A 21,983-nucleotide genomic window follows, 5' to 3' on the forward strand; every position below is an offset into this window, starting at 1 on the left:
TTATGCTCAAGTTTGGCTATACTATTCTCTACGTGCAAGATGTTGTTAAGACGATTGAATTCTACGAAAACGCTTTTGGATTTAAGCGTTCTTTTATTGCAGACACTGCAGAGTTTGGCCAACTGGATACGGGTGGCACCTCGCTTGCTTTTGCCACGATCGAGTTGATATCGCATGAGATCCCCGGCGGATTCATTGCCGGTGACAGCAAGCAGCAACCTTTGGGTATGGAAGTAGCTTTTACGACTACTGATGTCGATGCTGCTTTTCAAGCTGCGTTGAAGGCAGGCGCTACTGAGGTTAGCCGTCCTGCGTTGAAACCCTGGGGCCAGACAGTGGCTTACGTGCGCGACCTCAATGGCTTTCTCGTTGAACTATGTACACCGATAGGGTAACTAGTTGATAGGTTGACAGGTTGAAAAGGAGAAGACACCTGTACTCAATTTTTCGAATTGTCAATGAACTAGAGAGTGGTTAACCTTTCCAACAAGGGATGGGCGCCAGCAGCCCTGCTGTTTTTGGTGAAAACTGCACTTTTTGGTCAACTCCACTATTTGAATACACTATCTATACTTCTGACATACCGTTGACATACTTCTGCTATACTCCAGCCCTACAGCAGATTTTTTGCATTCCCGTGTAAAAATTTCCTTTCTGTCATTTCTACTGTCCAATTGTCATCAATAGTGTCGTTAATCAAATGTAGTGCTAACAAGTAATGGACACAACTGCGGGTGAAGGCGAAACCCTCCCAAGTAGGAGGAATTGGACCAAACAAGGACAAGCTGGTATTTTATGAACAGCGCCAGCCATGGCATAATATTTAAGTCCGTAAGGATGTAATTCTAATGTTATGTACATCATTTTAGGCGCAACGGGTCATGTAGGATCAGAAGTGGCCAACTCTTTATTGCAGGCAGGCAAGGAAGTTGTCGTGGTGACGCGCAGCACAGAGAAAGCTGCGGAATGGGAAAAGCGCGGCGCTAAAGCAGCCATCGTTGATATTCATCAACCTGAAGATCTCAGGAAGGTATTGCAACAAGGCAGCCGGCTATTTTTGCTGAATCCTCCTGCTCCACCTGATTCCGATACGGTTCAGGAAGAACTGGCCAGCGTTGCCGCCATCTTGCAGGCGCTTGAAGGTTCCAGTATTGAAAAGGTAGTGGCCGAATCAACTTATGGCGCACAGCCGGGTATCGGCATTGGCGATCTGGGTGTGCTGTATGATATGGAGCAAGGTTTGCACAAACTGGATATTCCTGTCAGTATTATCCGTGCAGGGTACTATATGAGCAACTGGGACAATGCTTATGATAGTGTTGCGAAAGAAGGAAAATTGTATAGCTTTTTTCCTCCTGATCACCAGCTTGGGATGGTAGCTCCCCAGGACATTGGCAAAGTAGCTGCCCGATTGCTGATGGCTCCCACTTCTGATATTGGTTTACATTATGTGGAAGGTCCACAGTTATATTCTCCCAAAGATGTGGCTGCTGCGTTTGGCAAGGCGCTGGAAAAACCTGTTGAAGTAGTACCGATACCTCCTGATCAATGGGAACCGGCCATGCAACAAGCCGGATTCTCTCCGAAAGCCGCGGCTTCTATGGCCGCCATGACAAGGATTGTATTAAAACCAGATTTTGAGGTGGCGAAGAATCCGATACGAGGGGCGACGACGATAGAAGAATATGTGCGGAAGATGATTGATCAACAGCAGCGGCAACCCGCTTAAATTCTTTTATCCCAGAACCGGTTATATTTGGGTATGAATATTTTGTATCTATCATTGCTGGCTTTGTTTGCCTTATTGCAAATGAATGTCAATCCAAAAGCGACTTCTACTCTTGCTAACCAATATTGCAATGGGCGGTTTGGTTATTGTATCGATTATCCTGCCAACGTGCTAACGCCACAGGAAGAAGCTCAGAATGGAGATGGGCGGAGGTTTACCAATAAAAAGGGCGAGGTAATCCTGACCGTTTTTGGAAGACTGAACCAGGATGCGAATGGTGATCCATTGACATTGCAGCAACAGTTTGCACTGGACGTAGGCAGCCTTGAGAAAGCGGGCGCTTCAACTGTTATTACCTATAAGAAAAAAGGAGCCAACTTCTATGTCCTCTCCGGTACTAAAGAGAACAAGGTATTTTATCATAAGATGATCATCAAGGAAGATGCGTTTTGTTTTGCCTTGCTGGAATATCCGAAAGCAGAGAAGCAAACTTATGATGCTTATTCTAAAGTTGTTTTTGATACGTTTAAATAGTTGCTTTATTCTCCAGGGCACAAGTACCCATCCGCACAAAGCCAAACTGCATACTTGCGCCAGTTAGCGGTTTGCTTCGAGATTCCTTTGCTTCGATAGCAGATTTCTCACTTCGCTATCGCTCCGTTCGAAATGACAAAGAAGTGGGAACCGTCCGAAATTACAAAGAAGGGAGAACCGCTTGAAATGACAAAGTGAAAGAGTTTCGGTAATTTTAACCTCTTATTCGAAGCCTATTAAAATTGTCTTTTATATGACCCGTTTGTTGTTATCCTTTCTATTGTTACATGCTGCATCATCTCTGCCTGCTCAGGATAGCTTTACCATTAACGGCAAAGTAGATGCCTTGAAAAATGGGGACAAGGTCTTTCTTGTGTACCAGGTGGAAGATCAGCAGATCACTGATTCGGCGTTGGTGCAGACCGGCGGACGTTTTGTTTTTAAAGGCAAGCTGCATTATCCTGTATACTCCGGCCTGTTCCTTCACAAGAATCCTTATGTAGATAAACTTGCCCGGGGAGAGAACATGGATTATTTCCGCTGGTACCTGGAGCCTACTGCTGTTCAGCTTGCCGCGAAAGACTCTTTAAAAAACGTTCAGGTAAAAGGCTCTCCAATACACGTGCAACACCAGGAACTCAGGGAGATGTTAAAAACCAACGATGACCAACTCGCTGCACTGAATAAAGAATTCACGGCTTTACCTGAAGCCCAACAAAAGGACCAGACTGTCAGGGACGGTTTTTTAGCCCGGGAGCAAGCGTTGTTCAATGAATCTTTCAAAGTACACCTTGCTTTTGCTCAAAAGCATCCCGACTCATATCTCAGCCTCATCAGCCTGTCGCACACCGCCTCTCAGCCAGCAGTGAATGCAGAATCGAAAAGGGTGTATGAACTATTATCTCCTGCCTTGAAGCAAACGGCTCTTGGCAAAGGCATCTTAACGCAACTGGCTGCGCCTGAGCTTACACAGATCGGTAAGCCTGCCCCCGATTTTGAGCAAGCTGCGCCTGATGGCAAGATGATCAAGCTGTCCGACTTCCGGTCGAAGTATGTGCTCATAGATTTTTGGGCCAGCTGGTGCGGTCCCTGTCGGGAAGAGAATCCTAACCTCGTGGCTGCCTATCAGCAATTCAAGGATAAGGGTTTTAATGTGCTGGGTGTGTCGCTGGACGCAGGCGGTCAACGGACTGCCTGGCTGCAAGCCATCGAGAAGGATCAACTGCACTGGGCTCAAGTAAGTGATTTGAAGGGTTGGGATAATGGAGTGGCAAAAATTTATGGTGTGCGGAGTATTCCTACCAACTTCCTTGTTGATCCTTCCGGAAAGATCATTGCCCGTGACTTGCGGGGAAAGGCTTTGCGGGAGAAGCTGGCGGAAATTTTTGAATGAAAATACAAAAGACAATTTTGGTCATCATCGGTAGCGCCAGTGAGCGTTCAGCCAACCTGCAACTGGTACACTGGCTCTCTGCTCATGCTCCTGACGACTTGCATTTCAATGTTTATAATAGTCTTAAACATTTGCCTCATTTCGATCCGGAATCGTCAGCTAATAATCCTCCTCCGGAAGTAGTTGCCCTGCGAACAGCGGTTGAAGCGGCTGCAGGTGTCATTATCTGCACGCCTGAATATGTATTCAGCATTCCCAGTGGTTTGAAGAATGCTATCGAATGGTGTGTTGCGACTACTATTTTCACAGATAAGCCTTTGGGCATTATCACTGCCTCTGCTCATGGTGAAACCGGCCACCAGGAACTGCAACGCATCATGCGTACACTGATGGCAGCCTTCTCTTCCGATACTACGCTGCTGATCCAGGGTGTGAAAGGTAAGATCAATGATCTGGGAGAGATCACTGACACTAAAACGCAGGAAGCGCTGCTATCTTTCATCGAAGCTTTCAGGATGCTGGTTGCGAATCGCATTGGGGATGATGCTTAATCAGCTGTTTGGACCAACACCAGGTATGATGCCGCTCAAATCAAGTACCTTCATCTTTAAATCAGCCGAGGTACTGTATGTCAGATGTGTCGCTTCAACGTTTTCTAGCCAATATCAATCGTCATACTCAATTATCGCCAACTGAGGAGCTTGCGCTCTGTTCCATCACCACACATAAGCTGCTCAAAAAAAGAGAGCTACTGTTGCGCAATGGCGAGGTTTGTTCGCATGAATATTATGTAGTGAAGGGATGTCTCCGCTCCTATTATACAGATGACAAAGGATTGGAGCATAATATTTACTTCGCTGTTGAAGACTGGTGGATATCAGACTTGTACAGCCGGACACTGTCTACCCCGGCGTTTTGCAATATTATTGCGGTGGAAGATTGTGAACTGATCCAGCTAACACATGCCGGGCTTGAATCTTTTTTATCGGAGCATCCATCATTGGAACGTTTCTTCCGGCTTTCATATCAACATTCGCTGGCACAGCAACACCTGAAGACTATGCAATTACTTACCATGACCGGCGAAGAACGTTATAATTATTTCCGGGAAAAATATCCGGAGTTCGACAAGCGCATTCCTCAAAAGCATATTGCTACCTACCTTGGCTTTACGCCTGAATTTTTCAATACCATACGCTCCAAAGCGCTGAGGCAGAAATAACTTGTTTATAGTCCAAAGTCAGGCACAAGCACCCCTCCTCACTTATCTACGCTGCATGCTTGCGCCATTACAGAGACACGTCGGGCTTTGTTCTGAAAAATTAAGATATCTTAATTTTTCAGGAGGTTGTAACATGCAATTTTGCTGTGGTAAATGTTTATTTATGACGGATGTAGTTCAACAAAGAAAGGGTTTCGAATCGCTCGGCTTACTATATCCAGCTGCGCAAGATATTGTCCAGGAATATGTATCTATTGCCGGTGTGGACTGTTACTGGTTTTATGAGGCCGGCAAGCAGCAACCTGCAGACTTCCTGGTGTATGTGCACGGTGGCGCTTTTATGTTTGGTTCTGTCCGCTCTCATGGCCCCCTGGTGAGTTATCTTGCTCAAAGGACCGGACGCCGTATCTTATTTATAGAATACAGGCTTGCGCCTGAGCATCCTTTTCCTGCCGGCATCGATGACGTCGTTCGTGTGATCCAATCGCTGGAGGCTGACCAAACGGGTTTCCGCTACGGTATTATTGGCGATAGTGCGGGCGGCAACCTCACCATGGCTGTTCAGTTACAGCTTCGCCAGCTACAATTACCATTACCAGCTTTCAGCGTCGTTATTTCGCCGTGGGCTGACCTGGAATGCAAGCATGAGAGTTTCCGGCTGAAGAAAGACCTCGACCCAATTTTATCCAAGCCCTATCTGCTGGAATGTGCTCAATTGTATGCCGGCGAAAGGCCACTTACCGATCCATTGGTATCGCCAGTGAATGCTTCGTTTGAAGGGTTGGGACCGGTGTTGATCTTATGTGGCACTTATGAAATATTGGAGGGAGATTCGCTTGTGTTGTACGAACGCCTTTTCTCCTCCGGTGTCGCTGCACGCCTTGAACTTTTTAAAGGCGCTGTGCACGTGTGGCCGCAACAGGATATCTATTCTGATCATGCGCAGACAGCGCTGGACATGATCGCGGAGTTTATTGCAGCTTCAGGTGCGTAGCTTTTACTTCGCAAGCAGATTTCTCACTGCGCCGCTACAGGCTTACACTTCATAGTCGCGAATGGCTTCGTTCGAAATGACAAAACGATGTGAAGTCATTTCTTTTGGTAGACTCTCACATAATCTACTTCAAATAGTTGGGGGAAAGTTGTTTTAGTAGGATCTCCTCCATTCAGTCCGCCGATGGCCATGTTCAGCAGCATGTAATGTGGCTGGCGGAAGGGATTGTATTTGCTATCGTCTTTGTTGTATAGCTTTTCTAATGATACTTTATTGAGTTCGATATCATCAACGTACAGGGCGATGTATTCTTCTGTCCAATCCATACGCCAGGTGTGGTACTGGCTGGCCCATTTTTCGCCACCGATGGAGTCGATGGAAAATGTGTTGCTGAACCATTCTGTTTTGCGGTTGGGGGCAAGGCAGGCAATGTTAGCCAGCAGTTTACCACTATAGTATTCCATGATATCGATCTCACCGTTGGCGGGCCAGGGTTTGCTGACGCCCAGCGTCCACCAGGCAGGCCAGATGCCATCTTTGATGCTGATGCGGCCACGCATTTCAAAGCGACCGTATTGCCAGTCGTGTTTGCCACGGGTAAGCAGACAGGATGAAGAATATTCAATATTGGGTCTGCTGCGTCGCCAATCCTTGCTTCCTTCCGTGTAGCGCGGGTTGGACTTTTGTTCGCGCTTTGCTTCGATGACCAATTGCCCGTCTTTGCACACCGCGTTTTCCGGCTGGTACCACTGGTGTTCTTCGTTGCGCACAAAGCCTCTTTCGTATCCCCAGTTGGTGGTGTCGGGTGTGCCTTTCTTGTTGAACTCATCTGCCCAGACTAACTTATAGCCTTCACTGGCATATTTGCCATCAACTTTTTTGGAGGTGCTGCAACCTGCCACGATGGCGACAGCTGCTATGTATAATAGTTTTTTCAAGATCGAGTGTTTTTATATCGTTGAATCAACTAACCCTTTTACCACGATCAAAGCCAGAGGCTTTGAAATACTCGTCACCAGCCAGAGCTGGCGACTGAAAACCGTCATCCCGACCTTTGGTCGGGACGACTGAAAACTAATTAATCAGCCTGACTACATAGCTGTAGGAATACTTTTTATCGAGCAGGCGGTATTGCTGGTGTGGCAAGGCGCCCCAGCTATCGTCTCCTCCTACCCCGCGCTGGTTGAGATCGATGTTGAGGTACACCGAACGCGAAGGCGGCAGGTTGGTCGGATGCTGTTGCTTTTTGGTGAGTCCCGGATCGAGGTCTTCGGCGCTGTACTGTATAGCACTGAAGCAAATCGGCTGCAGGCCGTCGATGTACAAGCCTTTTCCCTGTGCGTTGGTAAGCGCCAGCCAGCGAACATCCGTTTTGTAACCGCTTTCCTGCGGACGAATATAGCCTTTATAATACTGGTTGCGCACGTTATCGGTGTACACGCCCATAAAGGCCGATTCTTTCCTGTCGCTGTAGTTTTCCCAGGGGCCACGGCCATAGTATTGCAGGCTATCGAGACGGCCATCGAGGCGAACGCGCATGCCGAATCTTGGTAACTCGGGCAGTTCACGTCCCGTCATGTCCATAGCGGCCGTAATACGAATGCTGCCATCGTTCTGTATGAAGTATTCAATGGTGTATGGTACTGCAATGGACGTAAGGTCATACGTTACTTTTACCGCGATGCCTTCGCTCGTTTGCTCGCCTGCCGTGACGCTTTTCACCGTTCTGGCCTGATGTGCTGCACGCCAGATACCCAGCCGGGCAGGCATGCTGTTGCCAAAGTCGTTATCGGTAGGCGCCCGCCAGAAGTAGGGTTCAGGGAAACGGTCTAATTGCGCACCTGTCTTTGACCGGTAGTTCCTGATAGTTCCCTGCTTCAGATCTATTTCCCCGGTAATATCCCCGGATTCGAATTCAAGTTTAGCGTCCGACTTCTTAACCTGGAGATTGCCACCCACTCTTGCGCGGTTGGCAAAGTAGTCGCCCGCAATCAGGAATTGCTCTGTTGCGAACGTATGTCCTGCTGGCAATATGCCTTCTGCCTTTTTGGTAAGTGCTGTTACCACGAGATGTAATTCTCCTTCGCCTTTCCATTCACGCGCCGGCAGGGTAATGTCGGTTTGCTGACCGGGCGCCAGCGTCATCGTCCATGCAGACTCTTTTATCTTTCTGCCATTGGAGTATAGCTCCCACTTGAAATCATATTGATCGAGGTTGGTGAAGGAAAAGAGATTCTTCACATTGATCTTTCCTGCAGCGAGGTCTTTGCCAGTGAAGGCGATAGGCTGGTATACCTTTCTTACTTCATATGCGCCGGGATCGGGTGTACGGTCGGAACTGAGGATACCATCGGCTACACCATTTTCATCGTGCTGCCAATAGAAGCCACCGAGGTCACCACCGTAGGCCCAATATGTTTTTCCATTGTCGTCTTTTGTTTTGAGTCCCTGGTCTACCCAATCCCAGATGAATCCTCCCTGCATATGTGGTGACGTAGCCATGATGTCCCAGTACTCGCGGAAGTTACCATTGCTGTTGCCCATGGCATGAGCATATTCGCACATGATGTAGGGACGTTTCTTAGAGGTATCGGCTGCGTACCGCTTCATGTTGTTGATGGAGGGATACATGGGGCAAACGATATCAGTATTCCAGTCTTCTCCTGCCTGTTCAAACTGCACGGGGCGTGATGGGTCGCGTTGCTTCATCCATTTGTACGCGTCGTGGAAAACAGGTCCATTGCCGCATTCGTTGCCCAGCGACCAGATGATGATGGAGGGATGGTTCTTATCGCGCTCTACCATGCGCACTTCGCGGTCCATATGTGCCGGCGCCCATTGGGGCAGGTAAGCCGGGTGTTTGCTCTTGTCGAACCAGGCCTGGAATTCAGCGCCCATGCCGTGGGTTTCGATGTTGGCTTCGTCTACCACATAGATACCGTACTGGTCGCAGAGTTTGTACCACAGCGGATCGTTGGGATAGTGAGAGCACCTGACGGCATTGATGTTCAGTTCTTTCATCAGGCGGATATCTGTGAGCATAATTTCTTTCAAGGGTACGTGGCCGTTCACGTCGTCATGCTCGTGACGGTTTACGCCTCTCACGACCAGGGGCGCGCCATTCACCATCAGTTGTGCGTTCTTTATCTCCACTTTGCGGAATCCCACTTTTGCACCGGTGAACAGGTTTGTACCAGCCTCATTCTTCATGCTGATCACACATTGATACAAATTAGGATTCTCCCCACTCCACTTCAGTACGTTGGCAATCTTTCCCTGAAATTGTATGGTTTGAAAACTGTCGGCAGTAGTGGTATATTTCTGCTCCTGTTTCCAAATTTGCTTGCCCGCTGCATCGAGCAAGCTAACAACAAGGGTTCCTTTGCCGGAAGCGGCAGGTTGAAAGTTCCTGAGCGTTACGGCTGCTTTGAACTGTCCATTCTTGTATTGCGCATCGAGATCGGGCTGCAGGAAAAAGTCCCACACAGATTGTTTAGGCAGTGCGTACAGGTATACGTCACGCTCGATGCCGCTGAGACGCCAGAAATCCTGGTCTTCCAGGTAGCTGCCATCATGCCAGCGGAAGACCTGTACTGCCAGTAGGTTCTTTCCTTTACGTAATTGTTTGGTGATATTGAATTCAGCGGGGGTTTTGGCGGCTTTGGTCATCCCTACTTTCTGACCATTAACGTATATGAATGCACAACCGGTAATGGAACCAAAATGCAACAGCACCTCCTGTCCGTCCCAGTTTGCAGGCACATCAAATTCTTTACGGTAAGTGCCCACGGGGTTATCCGGTCCGATAGCTGGTGGATTTTTGGGGTGGGGATAAGCAATATTGGTATAGATGGGTATGCCAAATCCTTTCAACTCCCAGTTGGAAGGCACGGTGATATCTGCCCACTGACGGGTGTCGAGGTTTTCACGATAGAAGTCCTGTATGCGATCTGCGTAGCGGTCTACGTAGGCAAACTTCCAGCTGCCATTGAGTGACTGGTATGAGCGGGAACGTGCATAGTCATCTGTTGTTACATCGTTCGCATTATCAAATAGCATGAAGGTGACGTGGGGCGCTTCTTTGTTTGCATCCAGCAAGGCAGGGTTCTCCCAGTCATTGCTGGCCTGTTGGGCAAATGCAGGGGCGGCTGCCAACGTCATTCCTGCCAGGATAAGGGCGCTCACTATTTTCATTTTCATACTGGTCTGTTATTGTATTGCCTGTTATTTTTTAGTTGTCACCGGTTTGATGCCTTTATGTGTAGGCGTTACAAGCCGGATGCTGCCATCGCTGTTGAACTCCAGTTTATCGATGCACACCTCGCGGTTGTAGCCGGCCGCTTTGCCCATTTCAATACCATGGGGATAATTGAAGCGGTGGTACACGATGTACCATTCATCTTTGCCCGGTATCTGTATGGTGGAATTGTGACCTGTAGCATAAATGCCCTGTGTGGTATCTTTTGCTATTACCAGGTTATTAGCAGGTATAGTGATCTTGCCGAGCGGACTATCGGATGTTCCGTAGCGCACACGGTAATCTGCATCACGGGTATCGTTTTCGGACCAGAGGAAATAATACACGCCTTTGCGATAGAGTACATGGGTGCCTTCGCGGAATGTTCTATCGGGTGTCAATATTTTAGTGGTCCCGGGCTTGATGGTTACCATGTCTTCATTCAGTTCTGCGCCTGCCATGTATCCGTTGCCCCAGTATAAATAGGATTTGCCTGTTTGCGGATCGGTGAATACATCGGGGTCTATCTGTTGTCCGCCTCTTACACTATCGGGTCGTTGATCGATAAGGGGCTTGCCCATGTCTACGAAAGGCCCCGTCGGATTATCGCTTACGGCTACGCCAATCTTTTGTGCAGCGGTGAAGTAATAGAAGTATTTGTATTGGCCGTTGATCTTTTTCTCGGTGATGGTGGGCGCCCAGGCGTTCCTGTTGGCCCATTTCACGTCTTTGGGCAGATCGAGTATTACACCCTCGTCTTTCCAATGTACCAGATCGGGCGATGAAAATGTTTTGAAGTAAGTGCCCGACCAGCCGGTGAACCCATCGCTGGTGGGATAGATATAGTATTTACCAGTCTTCTCTGCATAGATGATGTCGGGATCGGCATAGAGGCCGGCAAGGACGGGATTATTAGCGTTTTTATTCTTTGTTGTATTCGCACCCCATTTTGCTTCAAGGCGCTTTGCCTCAGCAGCTGTAATGGGCATTACCGTACCATGACGGGGATGGAAGTTCATCGAAATATCCTGATCGATAACGGTAAAGTGCTGCAGGTCGGTGGTCTTTGTGAACTGGTATTTTCCTTTGGTATATACATCGTACATCAGGATGTACTCATTGCTGTTGTTGAGCTTGAATACGCCCCCACCTTCTACCGGATCGGTGGTTTGTTGTATGTATTCATCGCGCAATTCATATCCTTCTGTGAGCTTATCGGAGACTGCTACTTTCAGACCGGCTGTTTTTGCGCCTTCTGTTTTAAAGATCAGGTAATATTTTCCGTCTTTGCTTACAATATCGCCATCGATACAGGCGCCGTTGTTGGGCGAATAAAATAGTTGTTTGGGCCCGGCTTCGAGGTCGGTAAATTCTTTGTTGGCGTAGGCATAATAGATCTTATCCGGATCTTTTCCGTGTTTCATGGAAAAGTAGATCATGTATTTGCCGGTGGCCTTGTCGTAAATAGCTTGTGGCGCCCATACGCGCAGGAGGCTATCGTTGCCGGGAAATCGCTTTTGTAGGTTGACTACTGATGAAGTCCAATTGATGAGGTCTGTCGACTTCAATAATACCATGGCCCTGTTGGAATTCCAGCCGTTGGCGGAGACCATGTCGGTAACGACCATGTAAAATGTTTTGCCGTCTGCACCACGCAGGATGTGGGGATCGCGGACGCCGCCGGTGGAGCTAATGTTTTTGGAGGGAATAACTGGCAGGTTGTTGTTCAGTGCCTGGTAGTGGTAGCCGTCGTTGCTGAGTGCGAAACGGATCTGTTCTTCGTATTTGTCGTTGCCGGTAAAATAGGCAAACAGATAGGCTTTGTAAGGTGATTGTGCCTGCAGGAGGGTACTTATCAACAACACGGCGCTCAGGCCAATAAATCTTTGCATGTGAATCTTCAGTAAAACCAGCCTGCCGGGTGGCAGGCTGGTGATTATTGTTCTTGCACTTTTGTGCTTTGTTACTTGCTCTCGTCTGCTACTGCATCTTCCCATTTTTCCCACATTACAATGGCTGCATCGTAGCCACTGTAGCCCTGGTTCTGGCGAAGCTTAGCGCCGCCCGTAGCATTGATCGCACCTTGGGGGATGGGCCAGTTGATATTGTGTGCACCGATCGTATAGGAACGGCCTCTTACAACTGCTTTTCCTTTGTTATAATAGTTATTATAACGTGATACCCGGTTGAACCAATAGCTTTTTGTAGCGAGGTCCTGCACGGTATAGGTATTACCCCACTCGTCGGCTTTGCCGCTCAATGCAAGGCAATAGGATACGCGGCTCAGCTCGGCATAGCGCCATTCTTCCATATTGAGCTCACGGGCGCGTTCGTCCATGATATCGCCAATCGACACCGTAGTGAACAATTGTGTACATCCTGCACGCTGTCTTACTTTGTTTACATCGTCTGCAGCGCCGGAAGCATTACCAAGGTAGAACTTAGCTTCTGCACGGAGCAGGTAAGTTTCTGCCAGGCGGTAGCAATACAGGTCTCCTGCCCCACCGCGGTGGTTCGCTTCGTTGACGTTGCCTGTTTCAAGGGGATCTTCAATGTAGTATTTGTAATGCGGCCAATCGAACCATTGACGGATGGTGTCGTTGCAAAGGAGGGTTGCACCATTATACAAGCGCAGGTTCTTGCCAAACCAGGTAGCGTTTGCAGGGTCATTGTATTTCAATGAATCTACGCGTGCCCAGTTGCCCACGGTACTGTTGTGGCGAAGGTCACCGGCATCACTGATGTTTGTCCACAGCTCGTTGGTGGCCATCCATGTTGGGCGGATGTGTGCGATACCACGGCCCAGGGCATGTGTATAATCGTATTGTGCACGGAAGATGCTATTAGAAGTAGCAACATACCTTAAAGCCTGGTTTCTTCCATCGGGTGTTGTAGTACCGGCGGCATCGAACCAGGGCAGGAAGTTACGCATGAAGTTCATCTTCGTACCGGCATCGGTACCGTTGCGGTTCACCATCATCAGGATGGATTCCTTATTGGCGGCGATGCCTTTGTTCTCAGGACGGTGCAGGTCCCAGATCACGTTGCGCGTGATGGGCCATGTTTGCGGATAGGGGTTGATGAAGTTGCCGAAGTTGGCTGTCATCAAAGAATATCCGGAGCTATTGATCAGTATGTCGGCCTGATCGACGGCTTTCTGCCATTGACCGGTAGCCATGTAACATTTGATCAGCAACTGGCGGCAGGCGCCTTTGTTGACCAACCCTACGAGGCTCATGTTCTTTTGTTCGGGCACCCACTCTACCGCCTTCTCCATCTCAGCGGTGATCATCTTCAATATCTCTTCACGTTTGGTGCTTTTGTAATCCACTTTAGGTCCTTTCAGCAACTTGGTTACCAGGGGTACATCCTTGAACCTGAAACACAGATCAAGATAGCGCAGTGACCGGTGGAAAATAGCGCGGCCACGGTATATATTCTTGGTTTCATCACTCATACCGGTCGCATTGTCTACGTAACCGATCACTGTGTTGGCATATTTGATACCGTTGTACGTCTCATCCCAGAAATACATCATTCTCTCGGGCATATCGGTGGGCGTTACACGGGTAGCAAGATCGATGAGGATATTTCCATCATCGGTCTTACTGGCAACGGCCATGTCGGAGAACATGTAATCAGTGGCGATCGGGAGACTCAAATCCTGGTAGTTGAAATAGCTCCAGTAGGTACGCAGGTGACGGTCTACGGTAGCCAAGGCTGCATCGAGACCAGCCTGGTTAACGAGGGTACCATCCGGTGCGTAAAAGGAGGTGGGGTCCGGCGACAGGAATTGTTTTGTACAACCGGGTTGTGTAACGAGCATACCGCCCAATACGATGGCGCATGCTGTTTTCTTATTGAATATCGTTTTCAGCATCTTTTTCATTGTCAATCGTTTTTAGAGAGATACGTTTAATCCAAAATTGAATGCCCTTGGCGCCATACCCGAGCGGAACATCTGCGGGGCATCGCCACTGGTATTGAATGTTTCGATGTCGCCGTATTCCCAGTTCTTTTGTTTGGTCCATACCGCTACGTTGCGCACGCTGGCAAATACTTTCACTCTTTCGATACCTGTTTTGCCGAGGAGGTTGCGGGGCAGGGTATAACCTACCGTAATGTTCTCCAAACGGATGAAGGAGCGATCGTAGAGTTTTCCTGGTGAGCCTACGCCGGCAGGGCCTTTGGCATCCAAACGAGCTACGTCGTTGGTTGGATTATCGAGGGTCCAGTAGCTCTTCTTCCAGGTATTGGCCAGGTTGGTCACCAGCGAGGTACCGTTATCCTGATTGAGGTAGATGCCTGCAGTGAACTTATGTCCCCAATATGAATACATGTTGAAAGCGAAATTGAAGTCCTTCCAGGTGAAATCGTTTCTCAGCGACCACATGATGGGCGGTGAAGATTGTCCGAGGAACGCTCTGTCATTATCATTATATACCGGAGTAGTAGTACCGTTGGCATTTTTGATATCGTCGGCAGTGTAGTTGTTGGCTACTTTAGGATCACCGGGGCGTTGTCCATACCTGGCGGCTTCTGTCGCTTCATCTTTCTGCCAGATGCCGATTACCTGGTAATCCCAGATAACGCCGATCGGTTGTCCGATAAACCACCTGTTGCCAATATCATCACGCTCTCTGTAGGTGGTGATATTACCAGAAGGATCTGTAACTGGTGTAGTGTACTCATAGTACAAGTGCTGGATCTCGCTCTTGTATTTAGAGAACCCGAAAGTAGTATTCCAGCTGAAATTCTTGTTCTTGATATTGGTGGTATTGATCGTAAGCTCGAAGCCTTTGTTCAACACTTTACCGAGGTTGGAAGCAATCCTGGAAGCGCCGGAATAACCAGGCAAGCTACGCTGCATGATCATATCGACAGTCGGCGTGTAGAAGTAATCGAACGAACCGGTAATGCGATCATTCAGGAATCCGAAGTCGAGGCCCAGGTTGGCAGACTCTGTTTTTTCCCAGGAAAGCTGGGTATTGGCCAGGCGATCCATGAACAGGTACCTGTATTGTACGAGGTTGCCGTTGGGGTCGAGGTAACCTGCTGTTGCACCAGTACCTGCTGTCAGGTTGGCCAGGGCCATGTATACGTCGGCCAGTGAGCGGTTACCGTTCTGTCCGTAAGAGAAACGGAGTTTACCCGTGCTCATGTGTTCCCAGTGGAAGAACTTTTCGTTGGTGAAGGTCCAGGCCACAGCAGCAGAGAAGAAGTTGGCGCGTTTTTTATCTGCACCAAAAGCTGAGTAACCATCACGACGGAATGATCCGGTGATCATGTAACGATCGTCGAAGGAGTAGAACAGGCGGGCCAGCATACCATCGGCAGCTTCTGAAATGTCTTCAGAATCGAAGTTACTTTTTGCTTTATCGGCGTTCTGCACTTCGTGGTATCCGAGGATATCACTGGGCCTGATGTCGCGGGCTTCTATCCTATCTTTCCATTGTGCGCGTTGCTCTGCTTCCTGCACGAGGGTAACGGCAAAGCGATGTTTGGTAGCAAAGGTCTTTTCCCAGTTGATGGTATTGTTAAGTGACCAGTCAAAGCGTTGGGTCTGCTCACGGTTGATAAGACCGTTGTTTGTTTTCCAGTCGGGGTGTTGGCTCGACTCGTGGTAACGATCACGGAACTGCTGGTAGCGGGGTGAAGCGTTGAACGAGTAGGTGATACCGAAAGGTAGTTTCACCCGGGCATTCACAATCGCATTGAGGACAGTGTATCCTTTCTGGAGGGAGAGGTACTGTTTGTCAAAATCGTAATTGTAGCCATAGTTGTTCAACATAGCGTCGCCCTGGGGATGCACAGCCAGTTTGCCCGTAGCATCATAATACTGAGCGTAGGGTGAGTTGCGGATCACTTGTCTTTGCCAGTCGGTAGCAATGCTGCCATCGGTCCGGTTCTGGAAGTTGATGTTAGCGCCGATCTCGAACCATTTGGTCACTTTGAGTTCGGTTTTTATGTTGGAGCGGATGGCTCTGTAATTGTCGCCTACAATGATACCCTTGTTATCGAGGTATCCGGCAGAGAGGTAATAGTTGGCCTGTTCGTTGGCGCCGGAAACGCTTATATTATAATCCTGGTTAAGGCCGGTCCCGAAGGAATGGTCGTACCAGTCGAATGTTTTATTGGCGAGGAAGTTTTCGAGTATGGTGCTCGACAGCAGCAAACGCTTAGCCCAAATCTCATTATCGCTGGCTGTTCCGTTGGAAGCTGCGGTATAAGCTTTCCACTGGTCGAGGGTGACACCGTATTTTGCCAGGTTGGCTTCGGTAGGCTGGTGGTAGAACCCAGGCCTTTTTGCAGTGCCCCAACCAGATTGTGGTACCTGGTAGGCTTCGTATGCATTGTTGTTGGCAGCATTTACGCCGTAGGTGGCGGATGAGTACCAGTCTTCACGGTATCTCATATAACCATTCGCATCAAATACTTCACGGTTGGCGCCCATGGTAGTGATGCCGAGGTTGCTGGTGAAGTTGATCTTGGGTTTACCTTTTTGTCCTCTTTTGGTGGTAACGATCAACACACCATTGGCAGACCTGGCTCCGTATACAGCAGCGGCGGAGGCGTCTTTCAGTACATCGATCTGGGCAATGTCGTCGGGGTTGATCTCAGATAATTCACCATAAAAGATCATTCCGTCCAACACGATCAGGGGGTCGTTGTGACCTCCATCGGTGTATACGGAACGCTGACCGCGGATCTGGATAGAACCGCCGCCTTTGGCGTTGGGGTCGAGACCTACGCTGATACCAGGTGTACCGCGAAGAACATCCTGCACCGTGTTGGGGTTTTGATCAGCCAGTTTATCGGGCTTGATCTGTGTGATAGCACCGGTCAGGTCTTTTTTCCGGGCTTGTCCATAACCGATCACCACTACTTCGTTCATCTCCTTGCTGCTTACCTGCAGCCTGATGGCGATGTCGCCGGAGGCGGGTACCTTAATGGTTTGTTCGGCGTACCCTAATGATGAAATGGTGAGGGAGGTTCCAACAGACGCCTCGAGAGAGAATTTTCCGTTCCCGTCGGTAGTCGTTCCTCCGGAGGTTTTACCGGCAATGGTAATGGAAACGCCTACTACAGGCTGATTGGTGGTAGCGTCTATGACGGTACCCGAGACCTGGCGGTTTTGAGCCAGCATCGTTAGCGGCAGCATAAACAGGGAGGCAAGCAGCAGCATGATCGCCCCTTGTTTGTTGGGTAAAAATCTTTGCATAAAGCTGTTGATTTTCAGTGTTAATTTCAGTTTGTAAATAAACCGGGCAGTTTGCTATCATTGGCAAGTCCGGCAGTTAGTTAGTCGCCTGTATTTTATCGTTTTAAAAAGCTTGTGTGATCTGTCGATCAGGGAGGAAGGAACGATGAGTAATGTGTGGATGGCTGGCTAATAAGCCAGGGGCAGCACGTCAATCGGTTTACTTTTTTCATATACGCAAGCAGTTTGTGAAACCTTGCTTAGGGGTTTTAGCAATCTTTACTAAATGTATCACAATTTATGCGTTCCTTAACTTTGGGACAGGGGGGCTATTTTGCTAAAAAGGGGGCATTTTAACATGGAGTGATACTTCAAATCTACGTCATTCTGAAATCAAGCTATTGATAGTCAGGCAAGTCGATCAATTCGGTGCCGTTTCGTCGCGCTTCACTACTTTTTCATTGAGTTTGTACTGCTTTCCGAGGTGCCGGCGATACTTTTCAATGTATGCGGAGGGCTTCATACCGAAGAGACTGGTGAAGTGTTTGCGGAAATGTTTGATGTCGCTGATACCGACCTGGAAGGCCGTTTCGGAGATATTATAATTGGTATTGATGAACAGCTCGGCGGCTTTGCGCAGGCGTATGAACCTCACAAAGGCATTGGCCGGCTGACCGGACACAGCCTTGATCTTCTTGTTCATTTTGGAATAGCTCATGCCCAGTTCCCGTGCAAGGGTGGCAATGGAAAACTGGTCATCATCGAGGTGGGCTTCCACGATGGTGATGCAACTATCCAGAAACTCCTTGTAGTTGGAGGAGATCTTCAGGGGGTTGTCCTGGAGGGTGATCTCATTATAAAAGTACTTCTGCAGGTTGCTCCGGCTCTTCAGCAGGGCAGCCACACGGGCTACCAGCAGGTCCCTGTCGAATGGCTTTGAAATGTAATCGTCTGCCCCACCTTCTACCCCACTCAATCGCGCTTCCGTGGAGGCGTTGCCCGTAACGAGGATCACCGGGATATGCCCCAATGCAGGATCGCTTTTGATCTTTTGGCAAAGTTCGATGCCCGACATGGGCTGCATCACCACATCGCTGATGATCACATCGGGCAGGTATTGACCGGCCAGGGTAAGGGCTTCTTCCCCACTCCGCGCCTCGTAAACCAGGAACTGCCCTCTGAACAGCTGGCGTATGTACTGGCGTATCTCGGCATTGTCGTCCACGACCAATATACTCCGGCTTTCCGTGGTGAGGGGCGTGTTGGCATCCTGCAAGGCCGGGTCGTCTGCCTCCGTAAGCATCGTTGTTTCCGGCAACTCTTCGATGATCGTCGTCTCTGCATCTTCTCCAATCTCCTGCCCTGAAGCAAGATATTCCGTGCCTATCGGCACCTGCACGGTAAACACCGTACCTTTTCCTGCTTCGCTGGTATAGTCGATGGTCCCCTTGTGGGCATTGACGAAGTGTTTTACTAAAAACAGGCCTATCCCAAATCCCGCCTTTGCCGTGTTGGCCTGATAGAATTTCTCAAACAGCTTCTCGCGTGCATCGGCAGGTATGCCCGGACCACTGTCTCCTATCTGAATAGCAACCTGTTCTTCTTCGTATTGCGCCTGAATGTATACCCGTCCATTGCTGGGGGTATATTTAAAGGCATTCGACAACAGGTTATATAATATGATCTCCAGTTTTTCGCGGTCGGCGTAGATGAATTGTTCCTCTTCATCGTCTTCTATGTGCAACAGGTATTCGATCTTACGGGTTTTGGCTACCTGTGTGAAGGAAGCATATACTTCTCGTACTAATGTAGTAAGGTTGACTTTCGTTATTTTAAGCTGATCGAGCTCTTTATCGGCTTTTTGAAAGAGCAGGAGCTGATCTACCAGCCGTAACATGCGACCTGCGTTGTGGTATATTATCCGGAGATCGCCTGCTTCCACCTGTTGTTCTTTGTTCTTCAGCAGGTCTTTGATGGGATTCAACACCAGGGTAAGCGGCGTTCTGAACTCATGTGAGATATTGGTAAAGAAGGCCAGCTTTTTCTCGTTAAGCTCACGTTCTTTTTCATTGATCACGCGTTGTGCTTCCAGCGCCGCTTCTCCTTTTGCCTTTTCGGCTTTTGCCAGCTCCAGCTCAGTTTCGCTGCGCTGGCGCTCTGCTTTCTCCAATCCCAGGAGGGCCTGACTTTTTTCTCTTTCTGTCCGTTCATTGGTTTCGTTGAGCCGGGCGATCTGTACCTGGTACTCGAGGCGTGTTTGCCGGGCTTTGTATCGCAGATAGAGGTAGAGCAGCCCACCGGCCACGCAGGCATACAACGCATACGCCCACCAGGTGCGGTACCAGGGCGGCAGTACACGAATGGCCAATATGGTTTCTTTCGTATTCCACTCTCCTGCCGCATTCGTGGATTTAATATGCAGGGTATAATCGCCTTCGCGCAGGTTGGTGTAGTTGGCGGTGCGGATGTTATTGGTATAGCTCCAGCCTTTGTCCCATCCTTCGAGGTAGTAGCCATACCATATTTTGCCGGGTGATGAATATTCGAGTGCCGCAAAGTCAACCGACAACACAGCATCATTATAAGGCATACGCAGACTGGCAATGTGATTGCCGCTCGTATCTTTTATATATTCTCTTTTCTCGGTAACGCGGTTGTTGTTGACGCGCATGCCCGTGATGAGCACCGGCGGCAGGTACCTGCGTGGCCTGATCTTTCCGGGATCGAACAGTACAAAGCCATTGATACTGCCAAAGATCAGTTCTCCCGACCGCAGGCGTAAGGCTGCGCTGTAGATGAACTGGTTACTGGGCAATCCATCACCCTGGTAATAGTTGTTGAAGCTCTTTTGTGTGGGTACAAAAGTAGAAAGGCCATTGAATGTGCTTAACCAAAGGTTGCCCAGCCTGTCTTCCGAAATATTGAGTACTGAATTGTTGCTGAGTCCATCCGCATCGGCATACTGGGCCATTATTTTGCCCGCCACACGATCGAACAACAGGATACCTGCGCCTTCCGTCCCTACCCAAAAGTTTCCTTTATGGTCTTCATAGATGGACCTCACCGGTTTCTTCATTTCGAAGAAGCGATGTTTTTTATTGTGCTTATCGATGTTGACCAGTTGATGGGAATTGCCAGCCCAAAGGGCTCCCCGTGTATCTTCAAAAATGGAAACAAGGTCATACAATTCCTGGTCGAATACTTCGAACCGGTCTGTCTGTTCATTGTAGCGGTATAATTTTCCACTGCCAAAGGTGGTGGCCCACAGCGTATTTTCTCTATCGAGGAGTAATTTCCAAACGTTGATGTTCTCTATACCTGTAACATCATTGATGCACTTGTATTGTTGGAAGGTACCCGTTGCTTTGTTGAATTTATTGATGCCGCCGCCAAAGGTAGAGACCCAGGTACGGTTGCGGTGATCGATAAGGATACCAGTGACCATGTTACTGGTGAGTGAGCGGGGATTGGCCGCATCGTGCCGGTAGTTATGGAAAGTATTGGTCTTACGGTTCCAGATACTCATGCCGCCACCATCCGTACCGATGTACAGGTTGTCATTGGCATCTTCAAAGAAGCAAGCCGCAAAATTATTGACGAGGCTATTGGGATTGAGCGGATCGTGGGCAATGGTTTGGAACTGGCTGATCTGCGGATCGATGATATTGACGCCTCCTTTGAGGGTGCCCAGCCAATGGCGCGATTCGTTGTCGTGGTAAATAACAGTCACCGATTCACTGGATAATGAACGGCTGTTCTCGCCCGGCAATATATGGGAAACTGTCTCTGTAACCGGATTGAGAATGTTGGCTCCTCCACCTTCTGTTCCGATCCAGAGTTGTTTGTTCTTATCGAATGAAAGAGAGGAAATGTTATTGGACGTGAGCTTACCTGTTTCGGCTGTATAGGTCTTTACATAGCTTCTTGCGGTGAGTGAGTATTTGTGCAAGCCATTGGCAGTGCCTATCCAGATATTGTCTTCACTATCGGCTTCCAGGGTATGCGCAAATTTGATGGCATTGCTCACAGGTTCTATTTGCTGGGTGCCCCGGTGATACCTGAACAAACCACTGCCTGAGACAAACAACCACACACGCTGCTTGTCGTCGATCTCTACATCCACGCCATAATCCAGTCGTTCACGCCCCGCCTCTTTTAAAGGTATTTGTATGGCCGTCGTTGTTCCCGCCAGTTGCACCATCAGTCCACGGCCATTGGTACCGATAAAGACATTGCCTTTATCGTCGGACACTATATGATCGACCATCGCCGTGATCTTTTCGCGGGTGCTGGTACCATATGGAGTGAACCAGGCTGGTAAGAATTTTGACGTAAGGCTGTTGTAAATGCTCAACCCTTGTCCGGTGCCCACCCATAACTTCTTTTGCTGGTCCTGGTGGATGGAATATATATAATTGTGTGGCAGGGAAAGGGAGTCGTTCTGTTTGTTGCGGAAGACCTTAAACTCATAGCCATCGTAGCGGTTGAGGCCATCGAAGGTGCCAAACCAGATAAAGCCATCCCTATCCTGGTAAATGCAGCGTATGGAGTTGTTGGACAAGCCTTTCTCCACGCCGAGGCGCGTAATCCTGGGATCATCAGCCGCCACGAGTACCTGCAAACAAAGTAGCCCCAGTAAACAAGCAATGAGTTTCTGCATTTTTCTGATACGC

Annotated in this window: 13 protein-coding genes; 7 read left to right on the top strand and 6 right to left on the bottom strand. The window is 48.9% G+C overall.

Annotation, left to right across the window (positions count from 1 at the left end):
* The first annotated feature begins 2 nt into the window (after window positions 1–2).
* The 7 genes from AC5JBY_RS33515 to AC5JBY_RS33545 all read left to right on the top strand — a co-directional run bounded on the left by AC5JBY_RS33515 (window position 3) and on the right by AC5JBY_RS33545 (window position 5,872).
* Window positions 3–395: a VOC family protein gene (locus tag AC5JBY_RS33515; RefSeq protein ID WP_495909083.1), complete on the top strand. Its 393-nt coding sequence runs from the start codon at window positions 3–5 to the stop codon at window positions 393–395.
* Window positions 396–853: 458 nt separating this feature from the next.
* Window positions 854–1,729, top strand: a complete 876-nt coding sequence (locus tag AC5JBY_RS33520) for an NmrA family NAD(P)-binding protein (protein ID WP_495909084.1) — start codon at window positions 854–856, stop codon at window positions 1,727–1,729.
* Between the two features lie 33 nt (window positions 1,730–1,762).
* The gene (locus tag AC5JBY_RS33525) at window positions 1,763–2,263 is read left to right on the top strand and encodes a hypothetical protein (RefSeq protein WP_495909085.1); all 501 of its coding nucleotides are present in this window, start codon (window positions 1,763–1,765) and stop codon (window positions 2,261–2,263) included.
* 253 nt (window positions 2,264–2,516) lie between these two features.
* The gene (locus tag AC5JBY_RS33530) at window positions 2,517–3,656 is read left to right on the top strand and encodes a redoxin domain-containing protein (RefSeq protein ID WP_495909086.1); all 1,140 of its coding nucleotides are present in this window, start codon (window positions 2,517–2,519) and stop codon (window positions 3,654–3,656) included.
* Window positions 3,653–4,207 carry an NADPH-dependent FMN reductase gene (locus AC5JBY_RS33535; protein WP_495909087.1) on the top strand — a complete coding sequence of 185 codons (555 nt, stop codon included), beginning with the start codon at window positions 3,653–3,655 and terminating at the stop codon, window positions 4,205–4,207. Before AC5JBY_RS33530 ends, AC5JBY_RS33535 begins: the two co-directional genes overlap by 4 nt.
* Before the next feature lie 77 nt (window positions 4,208–4,284).
* Entirely contained in the window at window positions 4,285–4,878 is a 594-nt protein-coding gene (locus tag AC5JBY_RS33540; RefSeq protein ID WP_495909088.1) for a Crp/Fnr family transcriptional regulator, read from the top strand.
* 163 nt (window positions 4,879–5,041) lie between these two features.
* The gene (locus tag AC5JBY_RS33545; RefSeq protein WP_495909089.1) at window positions 5,042–5,872 is read left to right on the top strand and encodes an alpha/beta hydrolase; all 831 of its coding nucleotides are present in this window, start codon (window positions 5,042–5,044) and stop codon (window positions 5,870–5,872) included.
* Window positions 5,873–5,967: 95 nt separating this feature from the next.
* On the opposite strand, the gene AC5JBY_RS33550 is transcribed toward AC5JBY_RS33545, so the two are convergent.
* The 6 genes from AC5JBY_RS33550 to AC5JBY_RS33575 all read right to left on the bottom strand — a co-directional run bounded on the left by AC5JBY_RS33550 (window position 5,968) and on the right by AC5JBY_RS33575 (window position 21,970).
* Window positions 5,968–6,810, bottom strand: a complete 843-nt coding sequence (locus AC5JBY_RS33550; protein ID WP_495909090.1) for a glycoside hydrolase family 16 protein — start codon at window positions 6,808–6,810, stop codon at window positions 5,968–5,970.
* Between the two features lie 136 nt (window positions 6,811–6,946).
* On the bottom strand, window positions 6,947–10,072 hold the full coding sequence (lacZ, locus tag AC5JBY_RS33555) for a beta-galactosidase, LacZ type (RefSeq protein ID WP_495909091.1): 3,126 nt from the start codon (window positions 10,070–10,072) through the stop codon (window positions 6,947–6,949).
* A gap of 24 nt (window positions 10,073–10,096) precedes the next feature.
* Window positions 10,097–12,001, bottom strand: a complete 1,905-nt coding sequence (locus AC5JBY_RS33560) for a glycoside hydrolase family 43 protein (RefSeq protein WP_495909092.1) — start codon at window positions 11,999–12,001, stop codon at window positions 10,097–10,099.
* A gap of 71 nt (window positions 12,002–12,072) precedes the next feature.
* Window positions 12,073–13,998: a RagB/SusD family nutrient uptake outer membrane protein gene (locus tag AC5JBY_RS33565; RefSeq protein ID WP_495909093.1), complete on the bottom strand. Its 1,926-nt coding sequence runs from the start codon at window positions 13,996–13,998 to the stop codon at window positions 12,073–12,075.
* A 12-nt stretch (window positions 13,999–14,010) separates the two neighbouring features.
* Window positions 14,011–17,331, bottom strand: a complete 3,321-nt coding sequence (locus AC5JBY_RS33570; protein ID WP_495909094.1) for a SusC/RagA family TonB-linked outer membrane protein — start codon at window positions 17,329–17,331, stop codon at window positions 14,011–14,013.
* A gap of 400 nt (window positions 17,332–17,731) precedes the next feature.
* Entirely contained in the window at window positions 17,732–21,970 is a 4,239-nt protein-coding gene (locus tag AC5JBY_RS33575; RefSeq protein WP_495909095.1) for a hybrid sensor histidine kinase/response regulator transcription factor, read from the bottom strand.
* Window positions 21,971–21,983 lie beyond the last annotated feature (13 nt).

The sequence above is a fragment of the Paraflavitalea sp. genome, assembly GCF_059502485.1.